The sequence below is a fragment of the Candidatus Poriferisocius sp. genome, from assembly GCF_965208475.1.
Taxonomy (GTDB): Bacteria; Actinomycetota; Acidimicrobiia; order Acidimicrobiales; family Bin134; genus Poriferisocius.
The window spans coordinates 3231044-3250764 of record NZ_OZ242338.1 but is presented as its reverse complement, the minus strand read 5'-3'; the positions used below and the strand labels follow the sequence as shown (position 1 = coordinate 3250764).

The following is a 19721-nucleotide window of genomic DNA, read 5'->3' as shown; positions in this document are numbered from 1 at the left end:
ATAAGGGCATGGCCACGCTGTCAGTAACCCTTCCGTCGTTCGGCCCCATCTTCCGAGACAACAACTTTCACCAGATCGCCGACCTCGCCCAGATGGCCGAACAAGCCGGAGTCGACCGCATAATGCTCACCGACCACGTAGTCATGGGCGAACACACCGACCGCTACCCCTACGGCCCCTTCCCCTTCCCCCCCGACACTGCCTGGCTCGAACCCCTGGCCTCCATAGCCCACATGGCCGCCGTCACCTCACAGCTTCGGTTCAGCACCAAGATCCTCATCGCTCCCCTGCGCCCTGCCGCGGTGCTGGCCAAGACTCTGGCAACCATGGACGTGCTGTCGCAGGGCCGCATGGAGGTGGGCGTGGGCACCGGCTGGCAGCGCGAGGAGTACGAAGCCGCCGGCATCCCCTGGAACCAGCGGGGCCAGCGCCTCACCGACACCATCGCGGCTTGCCAATCGCTGTGGCGAGACTCCCCCGCCTCGTATCACTCAGCCACCGTCAACTTCGACAACATCTGGTGCGAGCCCAAGCCCGCCCAGCCCGGTGGCATCCCCATCTGGGTGGCCGGTGCCCTGCACCCCAACAATCTGGCCCGTCTCGTCCAGCACGCCGACGGCTGGATCCCGCCCCCCTATGCCGACCTCCAAGAGTTGGCCGACGGAGTACACACACTCCAAGACGCCCTAGCCGCCGCCGGCCGCAACCTCGACGGGTTCGGCATCCAGGGCGACATCGACGCCGTGACCGACGAAAACGGCCGCCCGTCAATCCGGCCCAGCATGGACGCCGCCCCCCGATGGGTTGCTGCCGGCGCCACCACCATCAACGTGGTCATGTCCCTGTTCTGCTGGCGCATGGACCGAGCCCAAGGTTGGTTCGACGATCTCGCCCAGAGCTGGGAACACCTCGCACTCCGCTGACCTCGGAGGCATTGTCCATTCCCACCCTTATGCTCCGATCATGAAGTTCCTAAACGCCCGGGAGCTTGATCGGATCCACTTCGAGGCCGCCCTGGAACTTCAGCAGAGGCTGGACTGCGCCCGCGACCCGGGGATTCCCGTAACCCCAGCCGGCGAGTTGCGGGCCACGTTTGACGACAACGCCAGCGAGAACGCCCGCCACGAGCGCATTGTGGCGTTCGACGACGTAGGAGCCGTCGCCATTGGCCACTTGGAACTTCCCTGCGATCCCGCCAACGCGACATTGGCAATCGTGGAGATAACTCCAGTCCACAGCGACGCGTCAACGACGGTGTTGAGCGAACTGCTGAAAATGGCACTAGCCGATGGCCGAGCCTCGGTCATCGCCTGGGGCGACTGCACGCCCGAAGCTGATGCATTCTGGACCGGGCTGGGAGCCGAGTTGCGCTCCACCGAGCAGGAGTCCGATTTGGACCTGGCCTCGGTGGACGCCGACCTGATGAGCCATTGGATCGACGCCGCTCCCGACGACTACGGACTAGTGCACTGGAAGGGCCGCTGCCCCGACGAGCACATCGACGCGCTCGTTGCCACCGCCAACGCTATGAACGATGCCCCCACCGACGACCTCGAGATCGCAGATACCGTCTACGACGCGGTCACTCTTCGAGCCGACTTCGACGCCCGCGACGCCTCAGGTATCGACTATCTGGGCATATTGGCCGTCTGTGCTGACGGGTCGGCCGCGGGCGCCACCGAGATTTTCTTCAACCGCTTCCGACCTGCCTTCGCATGGCAGTGGAACACGGTCGTGCTGCCCGCCTACCGGGGCCGGGGCATCGGACGCTGGATGAAGGCGGCAATGTGGAGGCGGCTGCGCGCCGAAGCCCCCGAAGTAGCCACACTGCGCACCGGCAACGCCGAGAGCAACGCCGCCATGCTGGCCATCAACACTGAGATGGGCTTCCAACAGTCACACCTAATGGGGTGCTGGCAAGCCGACGTTCAAATGTTGAATCAGGGGATGTCGCCATCCGCTCGGAAACGCTCCACCGCTTCGGCAGGACGGCCGGCGATGACACCGTCCACCGGCAAATCGATGAGCTCGGCGTAGTAGTCGGGGTGTTCTTGATAGTCCTCGTTGGGCCACACCCATACCGCTAGGCCTTCGTCGGCGGCTTTGCCCAGCAGGTCGGGGGTTAGCACGTCGAGGCCACTGAAGGAGGGGGGCACCTGCAAGATGAGGTCGTTGGGGTGTAGGGGGACCGACGCAAAGGCCCACGCCGGCAGGGCATCCTGGCCGGGGCTGGTAACCACCTCGGGGGCCAGCTCTCGGAACCCGACCAGCGCCTCGTCCCTGAACGAGACCACCACCACCGAGTCGGTGCGGCCCAACTCCTCTATATCGGCGGCCAGCACTGCTGCCATCTCGAGAATGAAGTCGATGTCGTCTTCACCGTCGTCGCCTGCGGGGGTCTTGATCTCCACGTCCAGCACGTGCTCGGGAAACGCCTCTGCTACCGCTCGGAATGTCTCGATCCGGAAGTCGTCGGGGCCATACCCGTCGGGCGCAGCAATGTCACCAGTGCGAATGCCCCGATAGGTGTAGGCCTCGGGAGCAAGGTCGTGGCTGGGCCACTCCTCCGACCACCAATAGCCGTTGTCGAGCGCCTGAAGCTCCTCATAGGTCATGTCCCTGACCCGTCCGGTTCCCTCGGTCGTGCGATCGACCGTGTCGTCGTGATGAACCACCAACACTCGGTCGGCCGTCATCTGCAAGTCCATCTCCAGCACGTCCACACCCGCGTAGGCCGCCTGGGAGAAGGCATACATGGTGGAGTGGGGCCATGAGCGGTCACCGCCGGCGTGGCCGATTACCAGGGGACGCCCCAATGCCAGCAGCTCGCTAACCGTGCTGGCCGCCGGAGTCGGGACTGGCGGGAGCAAGGCTGTTTCCTCGCTTTCAGACTCCTGCACGTCATCGGCAACCGGCGTCGGTTTGCTAGTCGGCTGCTCAGCCGGGATGGCGACCACCGTGGGTTCTGGGGTCGGCTCCGGTTCGGCGCGATCCCCCACCACAGCCTCAGGTGTGGCCGACATCGTCGCAGTAGGAACCACCTCAGTCGGGGAAGAAGCAGGTGGAGCAGTAGCCACTTCTGCGCTCGGAACAGACTCGTCCCCTCCGCCGCACGCAGTCAACAACGCTCCCACCATGATCAACGCCAACAATGCGAGAGCAGGTGACAACGACGCCGCTGTACTCGGCAACCGATGCACGCAGAAATCCTAGGCGTTCTCCAGGAGACTCGCCGCGACTAGCGAGCCTCTAGTACTGAGGGGCTACTACCACCCCGTCGCGCATAGAGCCGGTGACGCCGGTGCGGGCGGCGCAGCAGTGGCCGGTCTCGTTCATGCTCATCAGCATTCGGCGGTCGTCGTCCACCCACAATCGGCAGATGCCGGTGTAGGACACATGGAGGTGGACCCGCTCCGACGCCATCACCAGCTCTGACACCACCCGGTTGATCACCCCGCCGTGGCAGGCCACCGCTATGTGCTGGCCGGGGTGGGCCTCGCACAATCGCTCGAAGGCGGCCATCACCCGCTTGTGGAACTCCTCGGGAGTATCCCAGCCGATGGCGGCATGGTCCCCGGCCCGGATGGCCTCGTAGTACTCCCCGCCCTCAGTGGCCAGCAGCTCGGTGGGGAGGTACACCTTGGAGTTGCGGTCGATCTCGGTGAAGTCCTCTTCGAGCTCGATGCCCATGCCCAAACGGGCGGCCAGCGGCTCGATGGTCTCGATGGCCCGCCGTTTGGTGCTGGAGATGATGTGATCGAAGGGCTCGTGCTCCAGCCAGTCGGCCAGCCGCTCGGCCTGCCACTTACCCAGCTCGCTGAGGCCGGGATTGGCAACCTTGTCGGTATTCCACTCTCGTTCGGGCTGCCCGTGGCGGATGAAGGCGATCTGCACCGCGACAGCCTACGCTGCCCTGATGGACAACAAAGAAGCCGATCGTGTCGCCTGGAACAACATCATGCTGGACGATCCCCCCGACCACGACGACCTGTATCTCCGGTTCACCAAGCGGGTGTTCTCCGACGTGTGGGCCCGTCCCCGCCTAGGACGCAGGGAGCGTCGCCTCACCACGCTGACCGCCATCGCCGCCACCGGCAACGGCGCCATCCTGCCCTTCCACATGAAGCCGGCCCTCGAAGCGGGCGATCTCACCACCGACGAGCTGGCCGAGTGGGTAGTACACCTAGCCCACTACGCCGGCTGGCCGGCCAGCGCCCAGGCCTACACCGCGCTTCGCACCGTTGCCGCCGAACTCGGCCTTGAGTTCGAAGACGAGTAATAGGCCGGCCGAGGCAACCCGGCAGAAGCGGCCGCGGCCTAGCCCGCGCTATTCCAACTCCACTTCGGTGCAGCGTGAAGGCGCGTCTTGCGGGGTGTATATCCGGGGCTGTGATTTGACCTCGGTACCGGTCCGGGTGGTGTTCAGATATGCCTCGATGGCGTTGGCCGTGGCCTTGGCGGACACGCTGTTGTACTCGGCGGTGGCAAATAGTGCGGCTTCGGAGGGGTTGGTCAGATATCCGTATTCCACCAGCACGGAGGGCAGATTGGGGCGGCGGATGATCCCGTAGGCGTCACGGCCGGCAGGCACCAGCACCCGCAGCACACCTGCGTTGGACACACGGCTCCATCGCACGTTCTTGAATCGGCTCAGGGCCTCGGTTATCTCGGCGTGCAGCAGCCCTCCCAGGCGGGCGGAGTCGACGCGGGCCACATGCTGCGAGTCCGATTGCACAAACACCTCGGTGCCCGGAGTTGATCCGGTGGCGTAGGTGGGGCCGTTGTGGTGGAGCGAGACCAGAGCCTCGGCTCCCAGTGCGTCGGCAAAATCAGCGCGAACCGAGAGCTGGGTGTCGTAGTCGCCGGTTCGGGTTGTTGAGGCCATAATGCCGCGGCCGGCCAGCTCGTCCAGCACCGCCTGGCTGAGGGTCAAGTTGAGATCCTTTTCTGCCAATCCGTTCGGCCCGTAAGAGCCGATGTCGAAAGCACCCCCATGGCCGGGGTCGATCACCACCCTCACGCCCCGCAGAGGCTGCCCATTGCCGACGGTGGCCAAGTTCCCGCAGGGAGTGACCACCCTGTAGCTGTCGCCGTCACGCCCAACCACCGAAACGGTCACACCGGTTGGGGTGATGATCCCCCTAGGAAGGCCTCCGGCGGCAATGGCCTCGCTGGCCGACATGAGCTCGCCGGGAGATTGAGAAGCCGAAGCCCCCTTGGCATGGTGCTCGCAACCCCCTGGCACTGCAAGGGTATCTATGCCGTAGCGACAGCGGTACGTGTTGAGCACTGATTCTTGGACTGCGATCAGCTCGTCGCGCACCTCGATGTCCACCAGGCTGGGGGCGCCTTCGAACGGCCCGGGCCGGGAAATCCCCTCGATGGGATGATCGCCGGCACAGCCGCCCCGCACTGCCATCAGATCTACGCCGAATCGGCAGCGAGCCACGTTGAGCAGCGATTCCTGGGCGGCAATCAGATTGTCGCGCACCTCGATGTCTGCCGGGGTAAACGCGGTATCAGCGGGGCTCTGCGCGCTCAATCCGCCAATGCCAAGGGCCAGCGTCAGCAGGCCGGCCGCAACCATTGCTATCACCTTGCCAGCGCGGTTCAACGCGCCTCCGCAAAGGCTGGAATCAGGCACCGCAAGAAAATATACGAATCAGCACCCATAAGAAATGCCGAAAGCAGCCCCGATTCAGACGAAGGCGATCTCACCGGCGGCATCCAGACCGGCGGTGGCGGTAGAGCCCTCGGCGATCGTCCCGCTGAGAACGGCCTCGGCCAAGCGGTCGGCCAGCTCCCGCTGGACCAACCGTTTGAGGGGGCGGGCCCCAAAAGCCGGGTCGTAGCCGTCGGCAGCCAGCTTGGCCCTCACCTCGTGGGCCACCTCCAGATGGATGCGCCGGTCGGCCAAGCGATCGGCCAAGCGATCGATTTGGAGATCGACGATCTGGCCCAAGTGCTCGGGCCTCAGCTCGCCGAACGTCACGATGTCGTCGATGCGGTTCACGAACTCGGGGCGGAAGTACTCCTTGGGGTCAACCGCGAGGTTGGACGTCATGATCAGCACCGCGTTGGTGAAGTTCACCGTGCGCCCCTGCCCGTCGGTCAGCCGGCCGTCGTCCATCAGTTGCAGGAGAACGTTGAATACTTCTGGATGGGCCTTTTCGATCTCGTCCAGCAGCACCACCGCGTAGGGGCGCCGCCGCACCGCTTCGGTGAGCTGGCCCCCTTCGTCGAACCCGACATAGCCGGGGGGTGCGCCGATGAGGCGGGACACGCTATGGCGCTCCATGTACTCCGACATGTCGATGCGGACCATGGCCCGCTCATCGTCGAACAAGAAGTCGGCCAGCGTGCGGGCCAGCTCGGTTTTCCCCACTCCGGTGGGGCCGATGAACAGGAACGTTCCGATGGGCCGGTTGGGGTCAGACAGCCCGGCCCGGCTGCGGCGGATGGCCGAGGCCACCAGATGCACCGGCTCGGCTTGGCCGACAACCCGCTGGCCGAGCACCGATTCCAGGCGCAGCAGCTTCTCGGTCTCGCCTTCCATCAGGCGGGCAGCCGGCACTCCGGTCCAGCGGGACACCACCTCGGCCACGTCGTCGGGGTCGACTTCCTCCTTCAGCATCCGTCGGTCGGCCTGAAGCTCCGCCAGCCGCTCGTCGGCTTTGGCGATCTGGCGCTCCAAGTCGGGAAGCTTGCCGAAGCGGATCTCGGCGGCCCGCTCCAGGTCGGTTTCCCGATCAAGGGCGGTGCTAAGGGCGTCATGCTCTTCTTTCAGCGCTCGGATGGCGCCGATGGCCTCCTTCTCCGACTGCCAGTGGGCCTGCATGCCGGCCAGTTCCTCTCGCAGGTTGGCCAATTCCTCTTCCAGAGCCCCCAAACGCTCGGCCGATGCCGCGTCGGACTCCTTGGCCAGCGCCACCTGCTCGATCTCCAGCTGGCGGATGCGGCGGTCCACCACGTCGATCTCGGTGGGCATGGAGTCGATCTCGATGCGGAGCATGGACGCAGCCTCGTCCACTAGGTCGATGGCCTTGTCGGGCAGGAACCGCCCGCTCACATAGCGGTCGGAGAGCACGGCAGCCGAGACCAAAGCGGCGTCTTGGATGCGAACCCCATGATGGACTTCGTAGCGCTCCTTGAGCCCACGCAAGATGGCCACTGCGTCCTCCACCGACGGCTCGCCCACGTACACCTGTTGGAAGCGGCGCTCCAGGGCGGCGTCCTTCTCGATGTGGGTGCGGAACTCGTCCAGCGTGGTGGCGCCGATCATGCGCAGCTCGCCTCGGGCCAGCATGGGCTTGATCATGTTGCCAGCGTCCATGGCCCCCTCAGCCGCGCCGGCGCCCACGATGGTGTGGAGTTCGTCCATGAACGTGACCACCTCGCCATCGGCATCGGTGATCTCCTTCAGCACCGCCTTGAGCCGCTCCTCGAACTCACCTCGGTACTTGGCCCCGGCCACCATGGCCGACATGTCCAGCGCCACCAGCCGCTTGTTCTTAAGCCCCTCGGGCACGTCTCCATCGGCGATCCGCAGGGCCAGTCCCTCCACGATGGCGGTCTTGCCCACGCCGGGCTCGCCGATCAGCACCGGGTTGTTCTTGGTGCGGCGGCTCAGCACCTGAATGGTGCGGCGGATCTCCTCGTCTCGGCCGATCACCGGGTCGAGCTTGCCGTCGCGGGCCAATACCGTGAGGTCGCGCCCGTACTTCTCCAGCGCTTGGTAGGAATCCTCGGGGGTGGTCGAAGTCACTCGGTGCGATCCCCGCACTTCGGCCACCGCCTCCAGCAAGCGGTTGCGGCCCACCCCCACCCGGTCGGCCATGGCCAAAATCAGGTGCTCGGTTGACAGGTACTCGTCACCCAATTCGGTTCGGGCGGCGTCGGCGGTCTCCATGGTCTTGACCAGATCCCGGGCGGTGCGCACCTCGGTTCCATAGGCCGACGGCAACTGGCCGAGAGCTGCCTCCGTCTGGTCCCGCAGGTCGGGTAGCGCCACCCCTGTGCGCTGCAACACCGGCAGCACCACGCCGTCGGTTTGGCCGATGAGGGCCAGCAGCAGGTGGTTTGGGGTCACCTCAGGATGGCTCTTCGACTGGGCCATGGCGGTGGCGTCGTTGAAGGCCTCCCTGGTCTTCAACGTCCAACGGTTGGGGTCAAGCATGGGCGTGCTCCTCGCTCTGCCTCAATTCTCTATCTCTTCTATGGACAACCGCCAAAAGTTGAGGGTATTCCACTCAATTTTCTTTATTGCCCGTTGCCATGCCTAATGCGGCCATACCGGCCAGTCCTGCTGAGGCGGCTAGGAAAATGAAGAACGTGTCATAGTCATCGAAATCCCCACCCCCGACCACAGCCACCCCCACGGCCACTCCCACCGCACCACCGATGCGGATGACGGTTTGCACGGTGCCGGCCGCCAGTCCGAGTTGACCGGGGGCGAGGCCGTGGGCGATGGCGCTGTTGACCCCAGGAAAAACAGTCCCAATCCCCAGCCCCATCACCAAAACCGCGGGAAACCACACCAGGGCCAACTCCCGGTCCAACCCGGCCATCGCTGCCATCCACACACAACCCGCGGTAATGCAACCCGCCGCGGGCACCATCACCACCCGGTGGCCAAATCGCTCCATCAACCGGCCGGAGGCGTAGCCCATAATGCTGGTCACCGCGGTGAGCGGAGTGAGCAGCAGTCCAGCCGCCAACGTGGAGTATTCCCAAGGTCCTCGCAGAAACTGCACCAGCGACAGGAACAGCCCGTAGAACGCCAAACCGACCAACGCGGCCGCCGCCGCGGTGGATGCGAACACTCGATTTCGGAACAACGCAAGGTCGATTACCGGCGCCGGATGTCGATGACATCGGACCAAGAAGAGGGCCAGCCCTGCCGCCGCGGCCGCCAGCGCCCCGATCACCCGGGGGTCATCCGACCCCCACTCGTTGAACTGCACGATGCCCAGCACCAGCGCGGCGGTGCTGAGACCGGCCAGCACCACCCCGACCATGTCGGGCAACTCGACATCGGCGTCCACCGCCGACTCGGGAATGAGGTTGCGACGGACCAGTGTCGCCGCCCCTACCGGGATCATGATGAAAAACCCTGCCCGCCAAGAGACGAACTCAATGGCCACCGCTCCTAGCGAGGGGGCCAGCGAGGCCACCACCCCGGCCACCGTGGCCCACACCCCCACCGCCACCGCCCGGCGCTGCGGGCCGAGGGTGGTCATCACCAAGGCCAATCCCGAGGTGATGAGGCTGGAGCCGCCGAAGGCCTGGTAGCACCGGGCCGCAATCATGAACGGAGCGTTGGGCGCCAGGCCCACCGCCATTGAACCGGTCATGAAGATGGCGATGGCCCACAAGAACACCCTCCGGTGGCCGAAACGGTCGGCCAGTCGCCCGGCCGGAATGAGCAGGGCGGCCACCATGATGTTGTATCCGCTGATGACCCACGACACCTGGGTGGCCGGGGTGTCGTTGAACGTGTCGAGGATCTCCGGATAGGCCACGAACATCAAAGTCACGTCCAGGGAACTGGCCGCTGAAGCCAGCGACACCAGCCACAACGCCTTCCATTCCCGGCTCACTGGTCCAGACCGATCATCCGATTGCCGCTCGGCATCTGTCGGCGTCGCTAGTCTCCCCCACTGGTCACGACGGTACTCTCAGGCCATGGACACCAAGCCCGTCATCATCGAAGTGGCCCTGAACGGCACCACCACCCGGGACCGCAACCCCCATGTGCCCATCAGCCGGGAGGAGCTGATCGACGAGGGGTTGGCCTGCATCGAAGCTGGGGCCACCATCATCCACTGCCACATCGCCAACATGCGGGTGCCGGCCGCCGAGGCCGCCGCCGAGTACCGGGCCACCTTCGAGCCGTGGGCAGCCGCCGACCCCGACGTGCTGGTGCTGCCCACGCTGGGCTGGGGCCAGAACATGGCAGAGAAGCTCGGCCACTTGGACTACCTGGCCGAAGGGGGATTGCAACGTCTGGGGTTCATCGACCCCGGTTCCATGATTTTGGGCAAGGCCGGCGCCAACGGGCTGCCCGACCCCGACAGCTTCGTTTATGTCAACTCTTTCGCCGACATGGAAGTGGCCATCGAGCAGTGCAACCGGCTGGGCCTGGGCATGCACTTCGCCATCTTCGAGCCCGGATTCCTCCGCAACGTGCTATCGTATTGGCGCTACGGCCAGCTCACCCCCGGTTCGTTCGTGAAGTTCTACTTCGGCGGGCCGGGCGGCTACTTCGCTATCGGCGACAGCGTCAGCTTCGGTCTGCCCCCCACCGAGAAGGCGCTGGACGCCTATCTGGAGATGCTGGAACTGGTCGGCTGCGACCTGCCCTGGTTCGCCGCGGTGGTGGGCGGCGACCTCATCGAATCCCCGATCCCCCAGCTCGCTCTGGAACACGGCGGCCACCTCCGAGTGGGCCACGAGGACTACGCCGGCGACCGCCCCCGGCCTAACCACGTCTTGGTGGCCGAAGTCGCCGCCCTAGCCGCCGACATGGGCCGCCCCGTGGCCACCTCCACCCAAGCCGTAGAGATTCTCGGCCTCCCCACCCGCCAAACCGCCGGCGTCTAGCCAAGAGCGGAGTTTTACGACGGTTTACAAAACTATACGCACTTTTATTCTGTTTTTCTAATTCGTAAAGACTGCGTTATAGTTTCTCTGTGGGGCCCAGCGACCTAGAGAAAATTATCGCAGCAGGAGAGACATACACCGTCGAATTCAAGAGCGACGCAAACGACGACGAACTCGTTGAGGCCGTCGTTTGCCTTGCCAACGGCGACGGTGGATGGCTCCTCATCGGCGTCAGTGACAACCGGGATGTCATCGGTGCCCAACCCCGACATGGCAATACGACGCATAGCCAGCGGATTGTGGCCCTCGTCTCCAACAAGACCACGCCTTCTCTTGGAGTCGAGGTCAGCGTTGTACAGCTCGGCAGCAACGATGTCGTGGCTATAAACGTGCCCAAGGCGTCAAGGGTTGTCGCGACGACCTCGGGCCGCTATTTGCGCAGGGCTACCGATGTGCACGGAAAACCCGAATGCCTGCCCATGTCCCCTCATGAGATCCAGACCCGAGCCAGTGCGCTGGGGGCGCATGACATTTCGACCTTCCCTCTCGCCAATCTCTCTGTTGAAGATCTGGACCCCGCGGAACTTGACCGCTTTCGCAACCTTGCAGCAAGCGGCGGAGATTCGGTCCTCGCAAACCTCTCCGCCAACGATCTGTTGTCTGCCCTTGGGTTTCTATCTGTCAGCGATACTCCGACACTAGGTGCAGCCCTCTTGTTCGGCACTCCAACCGTGCTTGATGCTTTTGCTCCCACCCACGCTGCCATCTTCCAGGCGCTTGACTCCCATGACGCCGTTCTGGCCAACCGCAACCTGCGAGCACCACTGATCAGAGCCATGCTCGAGTTGGTCGAAGCGGTGATGCCCTATAACCCTGAAGAAGAAGTTCAAGACGGGCTTTTCCGGCTAGGCCTTCCCCGATTCTCCGAGGTCGCGATCCGAGAGCTGATTGCCAACGCCCTCGTTCACCGCGACTACTCCCAAAACGGTCAAATCCGCGTAGCCGTTGAAGACACAACGCTCTCAATCAGCAGCCCGGGTGGATTTCCCGAAGGCATCACAATCAACAACCTCCTCACCGCGCCACCGCAAGCACGAAACCCCCTGATCGCCGACGCCTTCAAGCGAGCCGGACTCGTTGAACGCACTAGCCGGGGCATCAATCGCGTCTACCGCCACCAGCTAGTTCTCGGGCGACCACAACCCGACTACTCACGTTCAAATCGAGCATGGGTTGAGGTACGGGTTCCGGGCGGGGCTGCTGATCGAGAACTCGCAGTCTTCGCAGCGGCCGCGGCGCGTGATGACAACGTCCTAGACCTTCGAACTCTCCAAGTTCTCCATGAAGTGCGCTCTGAAAGTCGGATTGCTTCAGAGCGCGCTGCCGAGCTATTGCATATCGCAGTCGCCGAAGCACGAGCAGCACTAAACAATCTGGTCGAGCGAGGACTGCTCGAGGCCCGCGGCGAGGGCAGAGGGCGCACCTATCACCTGGCTGCTGAGCTCTATCGAGAAATCGGTGAGCCAGCCGCATATGTGCGCAGTCGCGGATTCACGCCAATCCAACAAGAACAAATGGTGCTGACCCACACCGCTGAGCACGGGTCTATCGGGAGGAGTGAAGCGGCCGAGCTCTGTAGACTTTCCCCAGACCAAGCCTCTCGCCTGCTACGACGATTGGCCGCTGAAGGCGCACTCCGCATGACTGGCCAACGCCGAACCGCCCGCTACCTCCTTGCATCTGACACCTCCGCATAGCAGCATCGACGTCCCCTGACCTTCCACGGGGTACGCAAAACCCCGAGCTCTGAAACGACGGTGAAATGGCGGTCGAGACGGACGGCACTGGAATTGAACTCGTTCAGGCATCGATCGGCATCGGCAGTCATCAAACGCGGCTACCGGTCAAAGCTGGATGGGTCGATTCGGGCTCGGCCCCGCTTGGTCTCGGCTCGACGGCGCTTTTCGTCGAGGCGTCGCCGTCGAGCCCGTCGTGACGGGCGGGTCGCCTTGCGGGGCTTGGCGGTCACCATCCCGCGGCGAAGGCGCTCCTCCAGTCGGTCGAGGGCGATCTCGCGGTTGCGGGCCTGAGATCGGGTTTCGTCAACCACCACTCGCAATTCGTTGCCCAGTCGGTCGATCAGCTGCTGGCGGACTTCGGGAGCCATGTCGCCAGCCGCGCCAAGATCGATCGTCGCCTCTACCCGGGTATTCGCCCGATTGGCATGCTGGCCCCCCGGTCCACCCGAAGGATCAAAGCGCCAGGCGATCTCCGACACCGGCACCGTCCCGCCCGAAAACGAGAGCACCCGGTCCACCCCACCGACCCTACCGCCAAGCTCTTCTCTGTTCAGCGAGCAATCGTGCGATAGTCGCCAGCGAGATCGGCCATTGCCGCCCGAATGCCCGGGCCGTCATCTCCAACCCAAACACAGAGTGGACCCCCAAAATGCTCCGCGGCTGCCACCGCCTCAGCTCCAAGGCTTGAAAGTCGGTGGGCGTCGGCAAGCTCGGCCATCCGGAAGGCAAGGCTTCGCATTGGGACGACCTCGATGTCTTCGGGAAGGGCGAGGAGCTGTTGGCCCAGTGCCCGACGGGCGCTGGCCGACCATGAGCCTGTGAGCGTCCCACCGGCAGCAGACACCACGCTCCGGCACAGCCGCAGGAGGTACATGTTGGTCGTCGCCGGCTGATGGTCGGCCAGCATCTGATGCAACTCGCCGCTTGCCTCACCCGCCAGCAGATCCCGGAGGAGATGGTCGTCGAGAACCGTATTGGTCATGTAGTGGCAAGGTCGGGATCATCATCCAGCGATCGCACAAAGGCCGCGTGCTCATCGCGGCTAAGCAAGTCACCAAGCAGGTGCCGCCCCTCTCCCTGAGGCACAGTGAGCACACCGAATCCGAGATCGAGCACATCGACCGGGCCTCCCTCGTTGAGGTTCCAGCGGCGGCGGACCTGAGCGGGGAGAGACATCTGTCCCGATGACGACACAAGGAATTCCAACACGGTGGCCATGTTCGGCAGTGTACTTGGTAAAAGAGTCTCTTTCACCAAGCAACGGACCCGGGATGATGCTGAGGTTGCTCATGTGTTTTCTGCGGGTTCCCCTGTGCTGGCCTTGGCTTCTAGGGTTTGAGGCATGGCCAGCGTTTACCTTGACCGTGCTCGGGAGCTGCGCTCGTTAATCGACGAGAACGCGGCCAAGACCGACGGGCTGCCCATACCCCAGGAGACGGTCAGCGCCTTGGAGGATGCTGAGCTGCACAAGGTGATGGTGCCCGATGCGGTGGGCGGGCTCGAGTTGCCGGTCAACGAGTGCATCGACATCTGGGCCGAGATCTCCCGGGCCGACGGCTCGGTGGGGTGGTGCCTGATGGCTAGCTGTGCGGCCACGGCTTATTTCGCGGCCTGGTGCCCCGACGAGCACATCGAACGCATGTTCTCCGACGGGGTGCCCATGTCGGCCGGGCAGTTCGCCCCCAACGGCACCGCCACCCCCGACGGCGACGGCTTCCGCCTCAACGGCCGCTACTCGTTCGGCAGCGGCATCAACCACGCCCAGTGGGCCGGCGCCGGGGTTTTCACCACCGAGCCCGAGGGCGTCGACCCCCGCTTCCTGTTCGCCATCTACCCGGTGGAGAAGGCCCAGATCACCGGCAATTGGGACGTGATGGGCCTCCAGGCCACCGCCAGCTACGACTACACCCTCGAAGACGTGTACGTGCCGGCCACCTCCACCTTCGACATGTTCGATCTCACCGTGTACCGGGGCGGACCCCTCTACAAACTGGGCGTGATGCCGCTCACCGCCGCCGGCCACGCCGGATTCGCCATCGGAGTGGTGCAGCGGGGACTCGACGAACTGCTCTCGGTGGCCCGCTCCAAGCACCGCATGGGCGACGCCACCCCGCTGGCCCAAAATGACCGTTTTATCCATGAGATCGGAGAGTTGGAGTCCCGCTTCCGGGCTGCCCGGGGCTGGCTCCACGAGACGTTCGCCACCGCCGAGCGCAACGTGGCTGAAACCGGCAGCGTCGATCCTATGGACGTGATCCTCACCCGTCAGGCCACCGTGTTCGTCACCCAGGAAGGCGCCGACATCCTGCGCCGGGCCTACCTCCTGGCCGGCACCGACGCCCTCCGCTCCGGCGGCCTGCAACGGGCGTTCCGCGACATCCACGCCGGCACCCAGCACGTCTTCGCCGGCCCCGGTCCCGCCCTAGAACTCGGCCGCGCCCTCCTAGACGCCGCCCCCGACAACCCCCTCGACGCCTGAACTGACCCAAACAGAACGCTCGCCGGTACGCTGAGCCGATGGTTCCCGTCGTCCCTGCCGCCACCGTGACCGATGCTTGCGGCCCCGATCCAGGCTTTTTCTGCGAGTTGGTTTTCGACAACACCGAGAACGAGCGGCTGGCCGAGATCATCGGGTGGGTGGTGGAGCGGCCCCTGCGGATCATCCTCATCCTGCTGGTGGCCTGGATCGCAAAGAAGATCGCCCACAAGGTGATCGACCGGGCGGTGGCCCGGTTGGGGCGACAACACGAGACCGACACCGAGGAGCAGCTCGAGAGCGCCGGCAAGCTTGACTTCGGCGCCCGGGCGACCAAAGCCATCAGCAGGATCCAGGAGCGCCAAGCCCGCAGCGCCCAGAGAATCGAAACCATCGCCGCGGTACTTAAAAGTCTTGCTACCGCGCTCATCCTGGCGGTGGCCGCGCTGTTGTGCCTGAGCGAGCTCAGCATCGACTTGGCGCCCCTGATCGCCGGTGCCGGTATCGCCGGCCTAGCGGTGGGTTTCGGGGCCCAATCGCTGGTGAAGGACTTCCTGGCCGGAATGTTCATCTTGGTCGAAGACCAGTTCGGGGTGGGCGACGTGGTGGACGTGGGCGACACGTCGGGCACCATCGAGAAAGTCAGCCTGCGCACCACCACCCTGCGGGACGTGAGCGGCGTGGTGTGGACCGTGCCCAACGGGGAGATCCACCGCACTGCCAACCACTCCCAGCTTTGGTCGAGGGCCATCTTGGACATCGGGGTTAGCTACGACACCGACATCGATGAGGCCAGCGAGATCATGAAGGCGGCGGCCGACGAGCTTTGGCGCGAGAACAACCCCGACGCCACCATCTTGGAGGAGCCCTCGGTGTGGGGCGTTCAAGAACTGGGCAACGATGCCGTGGTCATCCGGTTGGTGGTCAAAACCGATCCCAGCGAGCAGTGGGGAGTCGGTCGCATCCTGCGAGCCCGCATCAAGAAAGCCTTCGACGAAGCCGGCATCGAGATCCCCTTCCCCCAGCGCACTGTGTGGATCCGCAACGAGAACGATGCCGGCGACAACGCTGAGCAGAGCCCACCCGGCTCAGTCGATCGGCGTGAAAGATCCGCCAGCACCGGCGATGACGAAGCGCCCGCAGAACTCTCGGGAGACGGCGGCGGCCATGACAGCGGGGGCGGCGGAGACGAGTAGCGTCCGGGCGCCGTCGGGGAACTCGCCGATGACCACCGCTCGCTCGGGGCCCTCCCGGCCCCAGATCACGGTATAGGACACCACAGTGGCCTGCTCCCCGTCGCCGGTCCGGTAGGGCTTGGGATGAAGCTCGGCGGCCACCGCGTCGGTCACGTCCAAGTTGGCGAACGGCTGGGCGGGTGGGTCGGCTGACCACAGGCTGGCCCCCTGCTTGGTGATCATGCCGCTGATCGAGGTCAGCAGCCCGGTCGATCCGGGATCGGCTCGCAGCACCTGGGCCATCTTCACCGCGGCCTGGATCACATAGTTGTTGAGCGGCCCGCCGGCCCAGGTCATGCCCCCGGTCACGGTCAGGTCCCGGTCTAAGCCGAGGCCCAGCTCCAGAGCCTGAGTGCGCACTGCAATGGGGAAACAGGAGTAGAGGTCGATGTGGTCGGCCTGGTTGGGGCCCATGCCCGCGTGCTCGGCCAGGGCCCGGCCGGCATGGGCGAAGCCCGGGCTGCGATGCAGTTCAGGTCGTTCGGTCACCGGCACCATGTGGTTGGACTCGGCCGCGGCCCAGGGGAATACCCAACGATCGGTGGGTATGCCCAGCGATCGGGCTGCGCCCGCTGAGCAGAGGATCAGCGCGGCGGCCTGGTCCACGTTCCACTGGGAGTTGTGCCACTTGGTGTAGGGCCAGGCCAGCATCCGGTTGCCGTTTTCTGGAGTGGCGATGGCGGTGGCATCTAGGCCATCTTGCAACCAGGCGTCGGGATTGGCCGCGGCCACCTGGGCGAATCGGGCCCACAGCCCAGCCACCTCGTCGCGGTGCTCATCTATGGTCTGGCCGTCGGCGAACCGGCGGGCGTTCTCGATCATGGAGTAGTGGTGGGTGGCCATCACCAGCCCGGTGTCGATCTCAGGGCGACTGATGATCATCCCGTGGGGAGTCACGAAGTCGTCAGGCTCGGCCCCGGCTTGGTCGGTGTCGGGAGCGTCGATACCGGTGATCGACGCCCGCAGACCCCGGTACTTGGCCTCACCGCCCACCACCGCCACCGCGTCAACCGCCCCCGACGCAATGGCCGCGGCCGCATCGCCCATAACCGCGGTCTGCAATATGCCCACATCAGCCAGATAACTGCGGGCCTGGGTCGCCCCGGCCGCGTCGGCCACCCAGCGGGCCGGATCGCTATAGCCCCACGTCCCCTTGGTGACCCTCACCTGGTCGAGCCGTCCCAACAGCCCTCTGGCACCGGCGTCGTCAGCCGCCGCGACCAGCGCCTGAGCCATCAGCGCTACCGCCTCTTTGGCCTCGGTGGGATCGTCTACCCGTTGAGCAGCCGTCGCCACCCCCACCAGCACCGGCGTCATGTCATCGATATTCACGCCCGCACCCTAATGGCCCGCTTGCCGGAAAGAAGATGTACCGTCGGGTCATGGAGCAGTGGGAATTGATCGCTCGGGAATCGATCCGGGATCTGATAGCCCGGTACAACGCCAACGGCGACTCGGGCCGCTTCGATCAGGTGATGGATCTGTTCGCCCCCGAGGCGGTCATGCGAACTCCGACGCAGCCCGACAAGCACGGAATCGACCAGATCCGCACCATCTTCACCGGAGCGCAAAGCACCCTGTCAGACATCGGCGGCGGCACCCCCAAATACATACGCCACCACACCGCCACCCACCAGATCGACGTGCTCTCGCCCACTGAGGCCAAAGGCCGCTGCTACTACCATGTGATCATGGAGCACGGCCTCGACCACTGGGGCCGCTACATCGACTGCTACGGGGTGGTGGACGGCCGCTGGCTGTTCACCGAGCGGTCGGTGACCATGGACGGCCGCATCCCCGGCGGCTGGGGCGACCACAACGCCTCCAAGGGCCAGGACTACTGAGCAGGCTGTTTCCCCTCAAGATGGCAGCCGCGCCGCAGCTCAGGGCGCCGGGGTGTTGGCGTCGAGAACAGAGCCGGGATTGGCGCCGGTGAGCGAGCCATCCACCTGGGTGAGCACTCCGTTGACCGCGGTGGCCCGGTAGCCGCCTGCCGGGCGGCGCAGGCGGGGAGCGCCCGACGGCAGGTCGGACACAAAGCCGTCGGCGTCCCACGAGAGCTCGTCCAAGTCGAACACCGCCACGTCGCCGGCATAGCCGGGCAAAAGGCGGCCCCGGTCGTTGAATCCCATGATCTCGGCTTGGCGGCCGGTGATCTCGTACACCGCGTGCTCCAACTCGAGGTCGCCCCGGTCGCGCACGTGGCGGGTCAAAAGCAGGGTGGTGTCACCCGCCGCGCACATCATCTGCACATGGGCCCCAGCGTCGGAGGCGCTGATGAGACAGCGGTCGTCGGAGATCATCTCGGCCACCCCGTCGGTATCGCTGTTGCTCACCCCCATGGCCACCACTCCGGGCGCCAGGTCGTTCTCCAGGATCCAGTCGGCGAATACGTCGGAGGGGTGGCCGCCCCGGGCCGCGGTCAAGTCGGCCAGAGATCGCCCCAACCAGTGCTCGTTGTCGGGCCGGGTCACCGATGTGAACCGCACGTAGTCGGGCCGGTGGATGGGGAACAGCGACTTCTCGGTTTCATCCCACTCGGCGCGGGCGATATCCCTCCAGCCGGGATCGGCCAGCATCTCCCGTCGGGCCTCACCGGTTGCCCCCATGATCTGGTTCCACCCCTTGGGCAGCATCATGAACACCATGGTCTGCTCCCAGCTCACGTTGAAGTCCACGGTGCGGGGAGAGGCGATGGGCCACATGTCGCAGCCCTCATCTCGGATCCCCTGGGTCAGCGCCATGAACTCCTCAGAGCGTGTGGGGTTGAGATCGGTGTGCAGCAGTCCATTCCAGATGGAGGTCACGCCTCGGGGGCCAAAGATTTCGGCCATGCGGCGGATATCGCCGTGGGGATCGTCACCGGTGAGGTTGGGGATGAACTCCACCAAGCCATGTCCTGCTGCGGCCAGCGCGTCGGCCAGCGCAGCCAGCTCGGCATCGCAGGCCAGCCGGCTGGGAACCGGTCGGCTGCGGCGGTCCAAGTCGAAAAAGGAGGTGCTGAAGCCGTAGCAGCCCGCGGCCATGGCATCGGCCATCTCCGCGGCCATGGCCGAAATCTCTTCGGCAGTGGCCTCCCGGGTCCAGGCGTCGTCACCCATCACATATATCCGCAGCATGGAATGGCCGATCAGCGAGGCCATGTTCAGGGCGATTCCTCCTTCGTTCATGGCGTCGCGGTACTGGCGCCACGACCCCCAAGACCAAGGAATGCCCGACTCGAAGTCGGCCACCGGCATGTCTTCGATGTAGCAGAACACATCGATGAGCTCGTCGAGGCTCTCGGGCTTGGCCGGGGCCAGCGACAGCGAGCAGTTGCCGATAAGCGCGGTGGTCACCCCGTGCTGGGGCATGGGATCGCAACCCCGGTCCCAGAACATGGACGGATCCAGGTGGGTATGGGAGTCGATGAAACCAGGAGTCACGTAACAGCCGCCCGCGTCCAGCTCAGCCTCGCCGTCTCGGGCCAGACCAGGCCCAACCTCGGCCACGATGCCGCCGGTAATGCGCACATCAGCGGGGCGGGCCGGCGACCCGGTGCCGTCGATCAGGTTGCCGCCGCGGATTATCAGATCAGACATGGGCCAAACGATAAACAACCGGGCCGCC

17 protein-coding genes and 1 pseudogene are annotated in these 19721 nt (G+C 65.1%); 8 read left to right on the top strand and 10 right to left on the bottom strand.

The features are described 5' to 3' along the window. Positions 1 to 8 precede the first annotated feature (8 nt). Entirely contained in the window at positions 9 to 923 is a 915-nt protein-coding gene (locus tag ACOGXA_RS15300; RefSeq protein ID WP_419924712.1) for a TIGR03619 family F420-dependent LLM class oxidoreductase, read from the top strand. 40 nt (positions 924 to 963) lie between these two features. After that, positions 964 to 1818: pseudogene (locus tag ACOGXA_RS15295) on the top strand (GNAT family N-acetyltransferase); the annotation flags it as partial. A 122-nt stretch (positions 1819 to 1940) separates the two neighbouring features. On the opposite strand, the gene ACOGXA_RS15290 reads toward ACOGXA_RS15295, so the two are convergent. Beyond that, positions 1941 to 3023 carry a glycerophosphodiester phosphodiesterase family protein gene (locus ACOGXA_RS15290; protein ID WP_419924711.1) on the bottom strand — a complete coding sequence of 361 codons (1083 nt, stop codon included), beginning with the start codon at positions 3021 to 3023 and terminating at the stop codon, positions 1941 to 1943. A 226-nt stretch (positions 3024 to 3249) separates the two neighbouring features. Continuing rightward, positions 3250 to 3894: a histidine phosphatase family protein gene (locus ACOGXA_RS15285; RefSeq protein ID WP_419924710.1), complete on the bottom strand. Its 645-nt coding sequence runs from the start codon at positions 3892 to 3894 to the stop codon at positions 3250 to 3252. Positions 3895 to 3916: 22 nt separating this feature from the next. Here ACOGXA_RS15285 and ACOGXA_RS15280 point away from each other — a divergent pair, with 22 nt between their 5' ends. Next, a complete protein-coding gene (locus ACOGXA_RS15280; protein WP_419924709.1) occupies positions 3917 to 4279 on the top strand; it encodes a carboxymuconolactone decarboxylase family protein in 363 nt (120 codons plus the stop codon). A gap of 48 nt (positions 4280 to 4327) precedes the next feature. On the opposite strand, the gene ACOGXA_RS15275 is transcribed toward ACOGXA_RS15280, so the two are convergent. From ACOGXA_RS15275 to ACOGXA_RS15265, 3 genes are all read right to left on the bottom strand, one after another. Continuing rightward, positions 4328 to 5587 carry an N-acetylmuramoyl-L-alanine amidase family protein gene (locus tag ACOGXA_RS15275; RefSeq protein WP_419924708.1) on the bottom strand — a complete coding sequence of 420 codons (1260 nt, stop codon included), beginning with the start codon at positions 5585 to 5587 and terminating at the stop codon, positions 4328 to 4330. A 111-nt stretch (positions 5588 to 5698) separates the two neighbouring features. After that, positions 5699 to 8176 (bottom strand): ATP-dependent Clp protease ATP-binding subunit, encoded by a 2478-nt coding sequence (locus tag ACOGXA_RS15270; RefSeq protein ID WP_419924707.1) that lies wholly within the window; start codon positions 8174 to 8176, stop codon positions 5699 to 5701. A 73-nt stretch (positions 8177 to 8249) separates the two neighbouring features. After that, positions 8250 to 9599: an MFS transporter gene (locus ACOGXA_RS15265; RefSeq protein ID WP_419924706.1), complete on the bottom strand. Its 1350-nt coding sequence runs from the start codon at positions 9597 to 9599 to the stop codon at positions 8250 to 8252. An 85-nt stretch (positions 9600 to 9684) separates the two neighbouring features. Between ACOGXA_RS15265 and ACOGXA_RS15260 the strand changes: the two genes are divergently transcribed. Together ACOGXA_RS15260 and ACOGXA_RS15255 are read left to right on the top strand one after the other, a co-directional pair. After that, a complete protein-coding gene (locus tag ACOGXA_RS15260) occupies positions 9685 to 10602 on the top strand; it encodes a 3-keto-5-aminohexanoate cleavage protein (protein WP_419924705.1) in 918 nt (305 codons plus the stop codon). 89 nt (positions 10603 to 10691) lie between these two features. Further along, positions 10692 to 12359 carry an RNA-binding domain-containing protein gene (locus ACOGXA_RS15255; RefSeq protein WP_419924704.1) on the top strand — a complete coding sequence of 556 codons (1668 nt, stop codon included), beginning with the start codon at positions 10692 to 10694 and terminating at the stop codon, positions 12357 to 12359. Between the two features lie 140 nt (positions 12360 to 12499). Here the strand turns inward: ACOGXA_RS15255 and ACOGXA_RS15250 are convergent, their stop codons facing one another. Genes ACOGXA_RS15250 through ACOGXA_RS15240 form a run of 3 tightly spaced genes read right to left on the bottom strand, consistent with a single transcriptional unit; the run spans position 12500 to position 13619 of the window. Next, positions 12500 to 12919: a peptide chain release factor-like protein gene (locus tag ACOGXA_RS15250; protein ID WP_419924703.1), complete on the bottom strand. Its 420-nt coding sequence runs from the start codon at positions 12917 to 12919 to the stop codon at positions 12500 to 12502. Between the two features lie 32 nt (positions 12920 to 12951). Further along, complete coding sequence (locus ACOGXA_RS15245; RefSeq protein WP_419924702.1) at positions 12952 to 13383, bottom strand: hypothetical protein; 432 nt, start codon at positions 13381 to 13383, stop codon at positions 12952 to 12954. Then, positions 13380 to 13619 carry an AbrB/MazE/SpoVT family DNA-binding domain-containing protein gene (locus tag ACOGXA_RS15240; RefSeq protein ID WP_419924701.1) on the bottom strand — a complete coding sequence of 80 codons (240 nt, stop codon included), beginning with the start codon at positions 13617 to 13619 and terminating at the stop codon, positions 13380 to 13382. The genes ACOGXA_RS15245 and ACOGXA_RS15240 overlap by 4 nt, the downstream gene beginning before the upstream one ends. Positions 13620 to 13743: 124 nt before the next feature. On the opposite strand from ACOGXA_RS15240, the gene ACOGXA_RS15235 reads away from it, so the two are divergent. Then, complete coding sequence (locus tag ACOGXA_RS15235) at positions 13744 to 14880, top strand: acyl-CoA dehydrogenase family protein (protein ID WP_419924700.1); 1137 nt, start codon at positions 13744 to 13746, stop codon at positions 14878 to 14880. Between the two features lie 38 nt (positions 14881 to 14918). Next, positions 14919 to 16073 (top strand): mechanosensitive ion channel family protein, encoded by a 1155-nt coding sequence (locus ACOGXA_RS15230; protein ID WP_419924699.1) that lies wholly within the window; start codon positions 14919 to 14921, stop codon positions 16071 to 16073. On the opposite strand, the gene ACOGXA_RS15225 is transcribed toward ACOGXA_RS15230, so the two are convergent. Continuing rightward, on the bottom strand, positions 15966 to 17444 hold the full coding sequence (locus ACOGXA_RS15225; RefSeq protein WP_419924698.1) for an acetyl-CoA acetyltransferase: 1479 nt from the start codon (positions 17442 to 17444) through the stop codon (positions 15966 to 15968). The two genes, ACOGXA_RS15230 and ACOGXA_RS15225, sit on opposite strands and share 108 nt — an antisense overlap. Before the next feature lie 50 nt (positions 17445 to 17494). On the opposite strand from ACOGXA_RS15225, the gene ACOGXA_RS15220 reads away from it, so the two are divergent. Beyond that, positions 17495 to 17956, top strand: a complete 462-nt coding sequence (locus ACOGXA_RS15220) for a nuclear transport factor 2 family protein (protein ID WP_419924697.1) — start codon at positions 17495 to 17497, stop codon at positions 17954 to 17956. A 39-nt stretch (positions 17957 to 17995) separates the two neighbouring features. On the opposite strand, the gene ACOGXA_RS15215 is transcribed toward ACOGXA_RS15220, so the two are convergent. Beyond that, a complete protein-coding gene (locus ACOGXA_RS15215) occupies positions 17996 to 19693 on the bottom strand; it encodes an N-acyl-D-amino-acid deacylase family protein (protein WP_419924696.1) in 1698 nt (565 codons plus the stop codon). Positions 19694 to 19721: the final 28 nt, after the last annotated feature.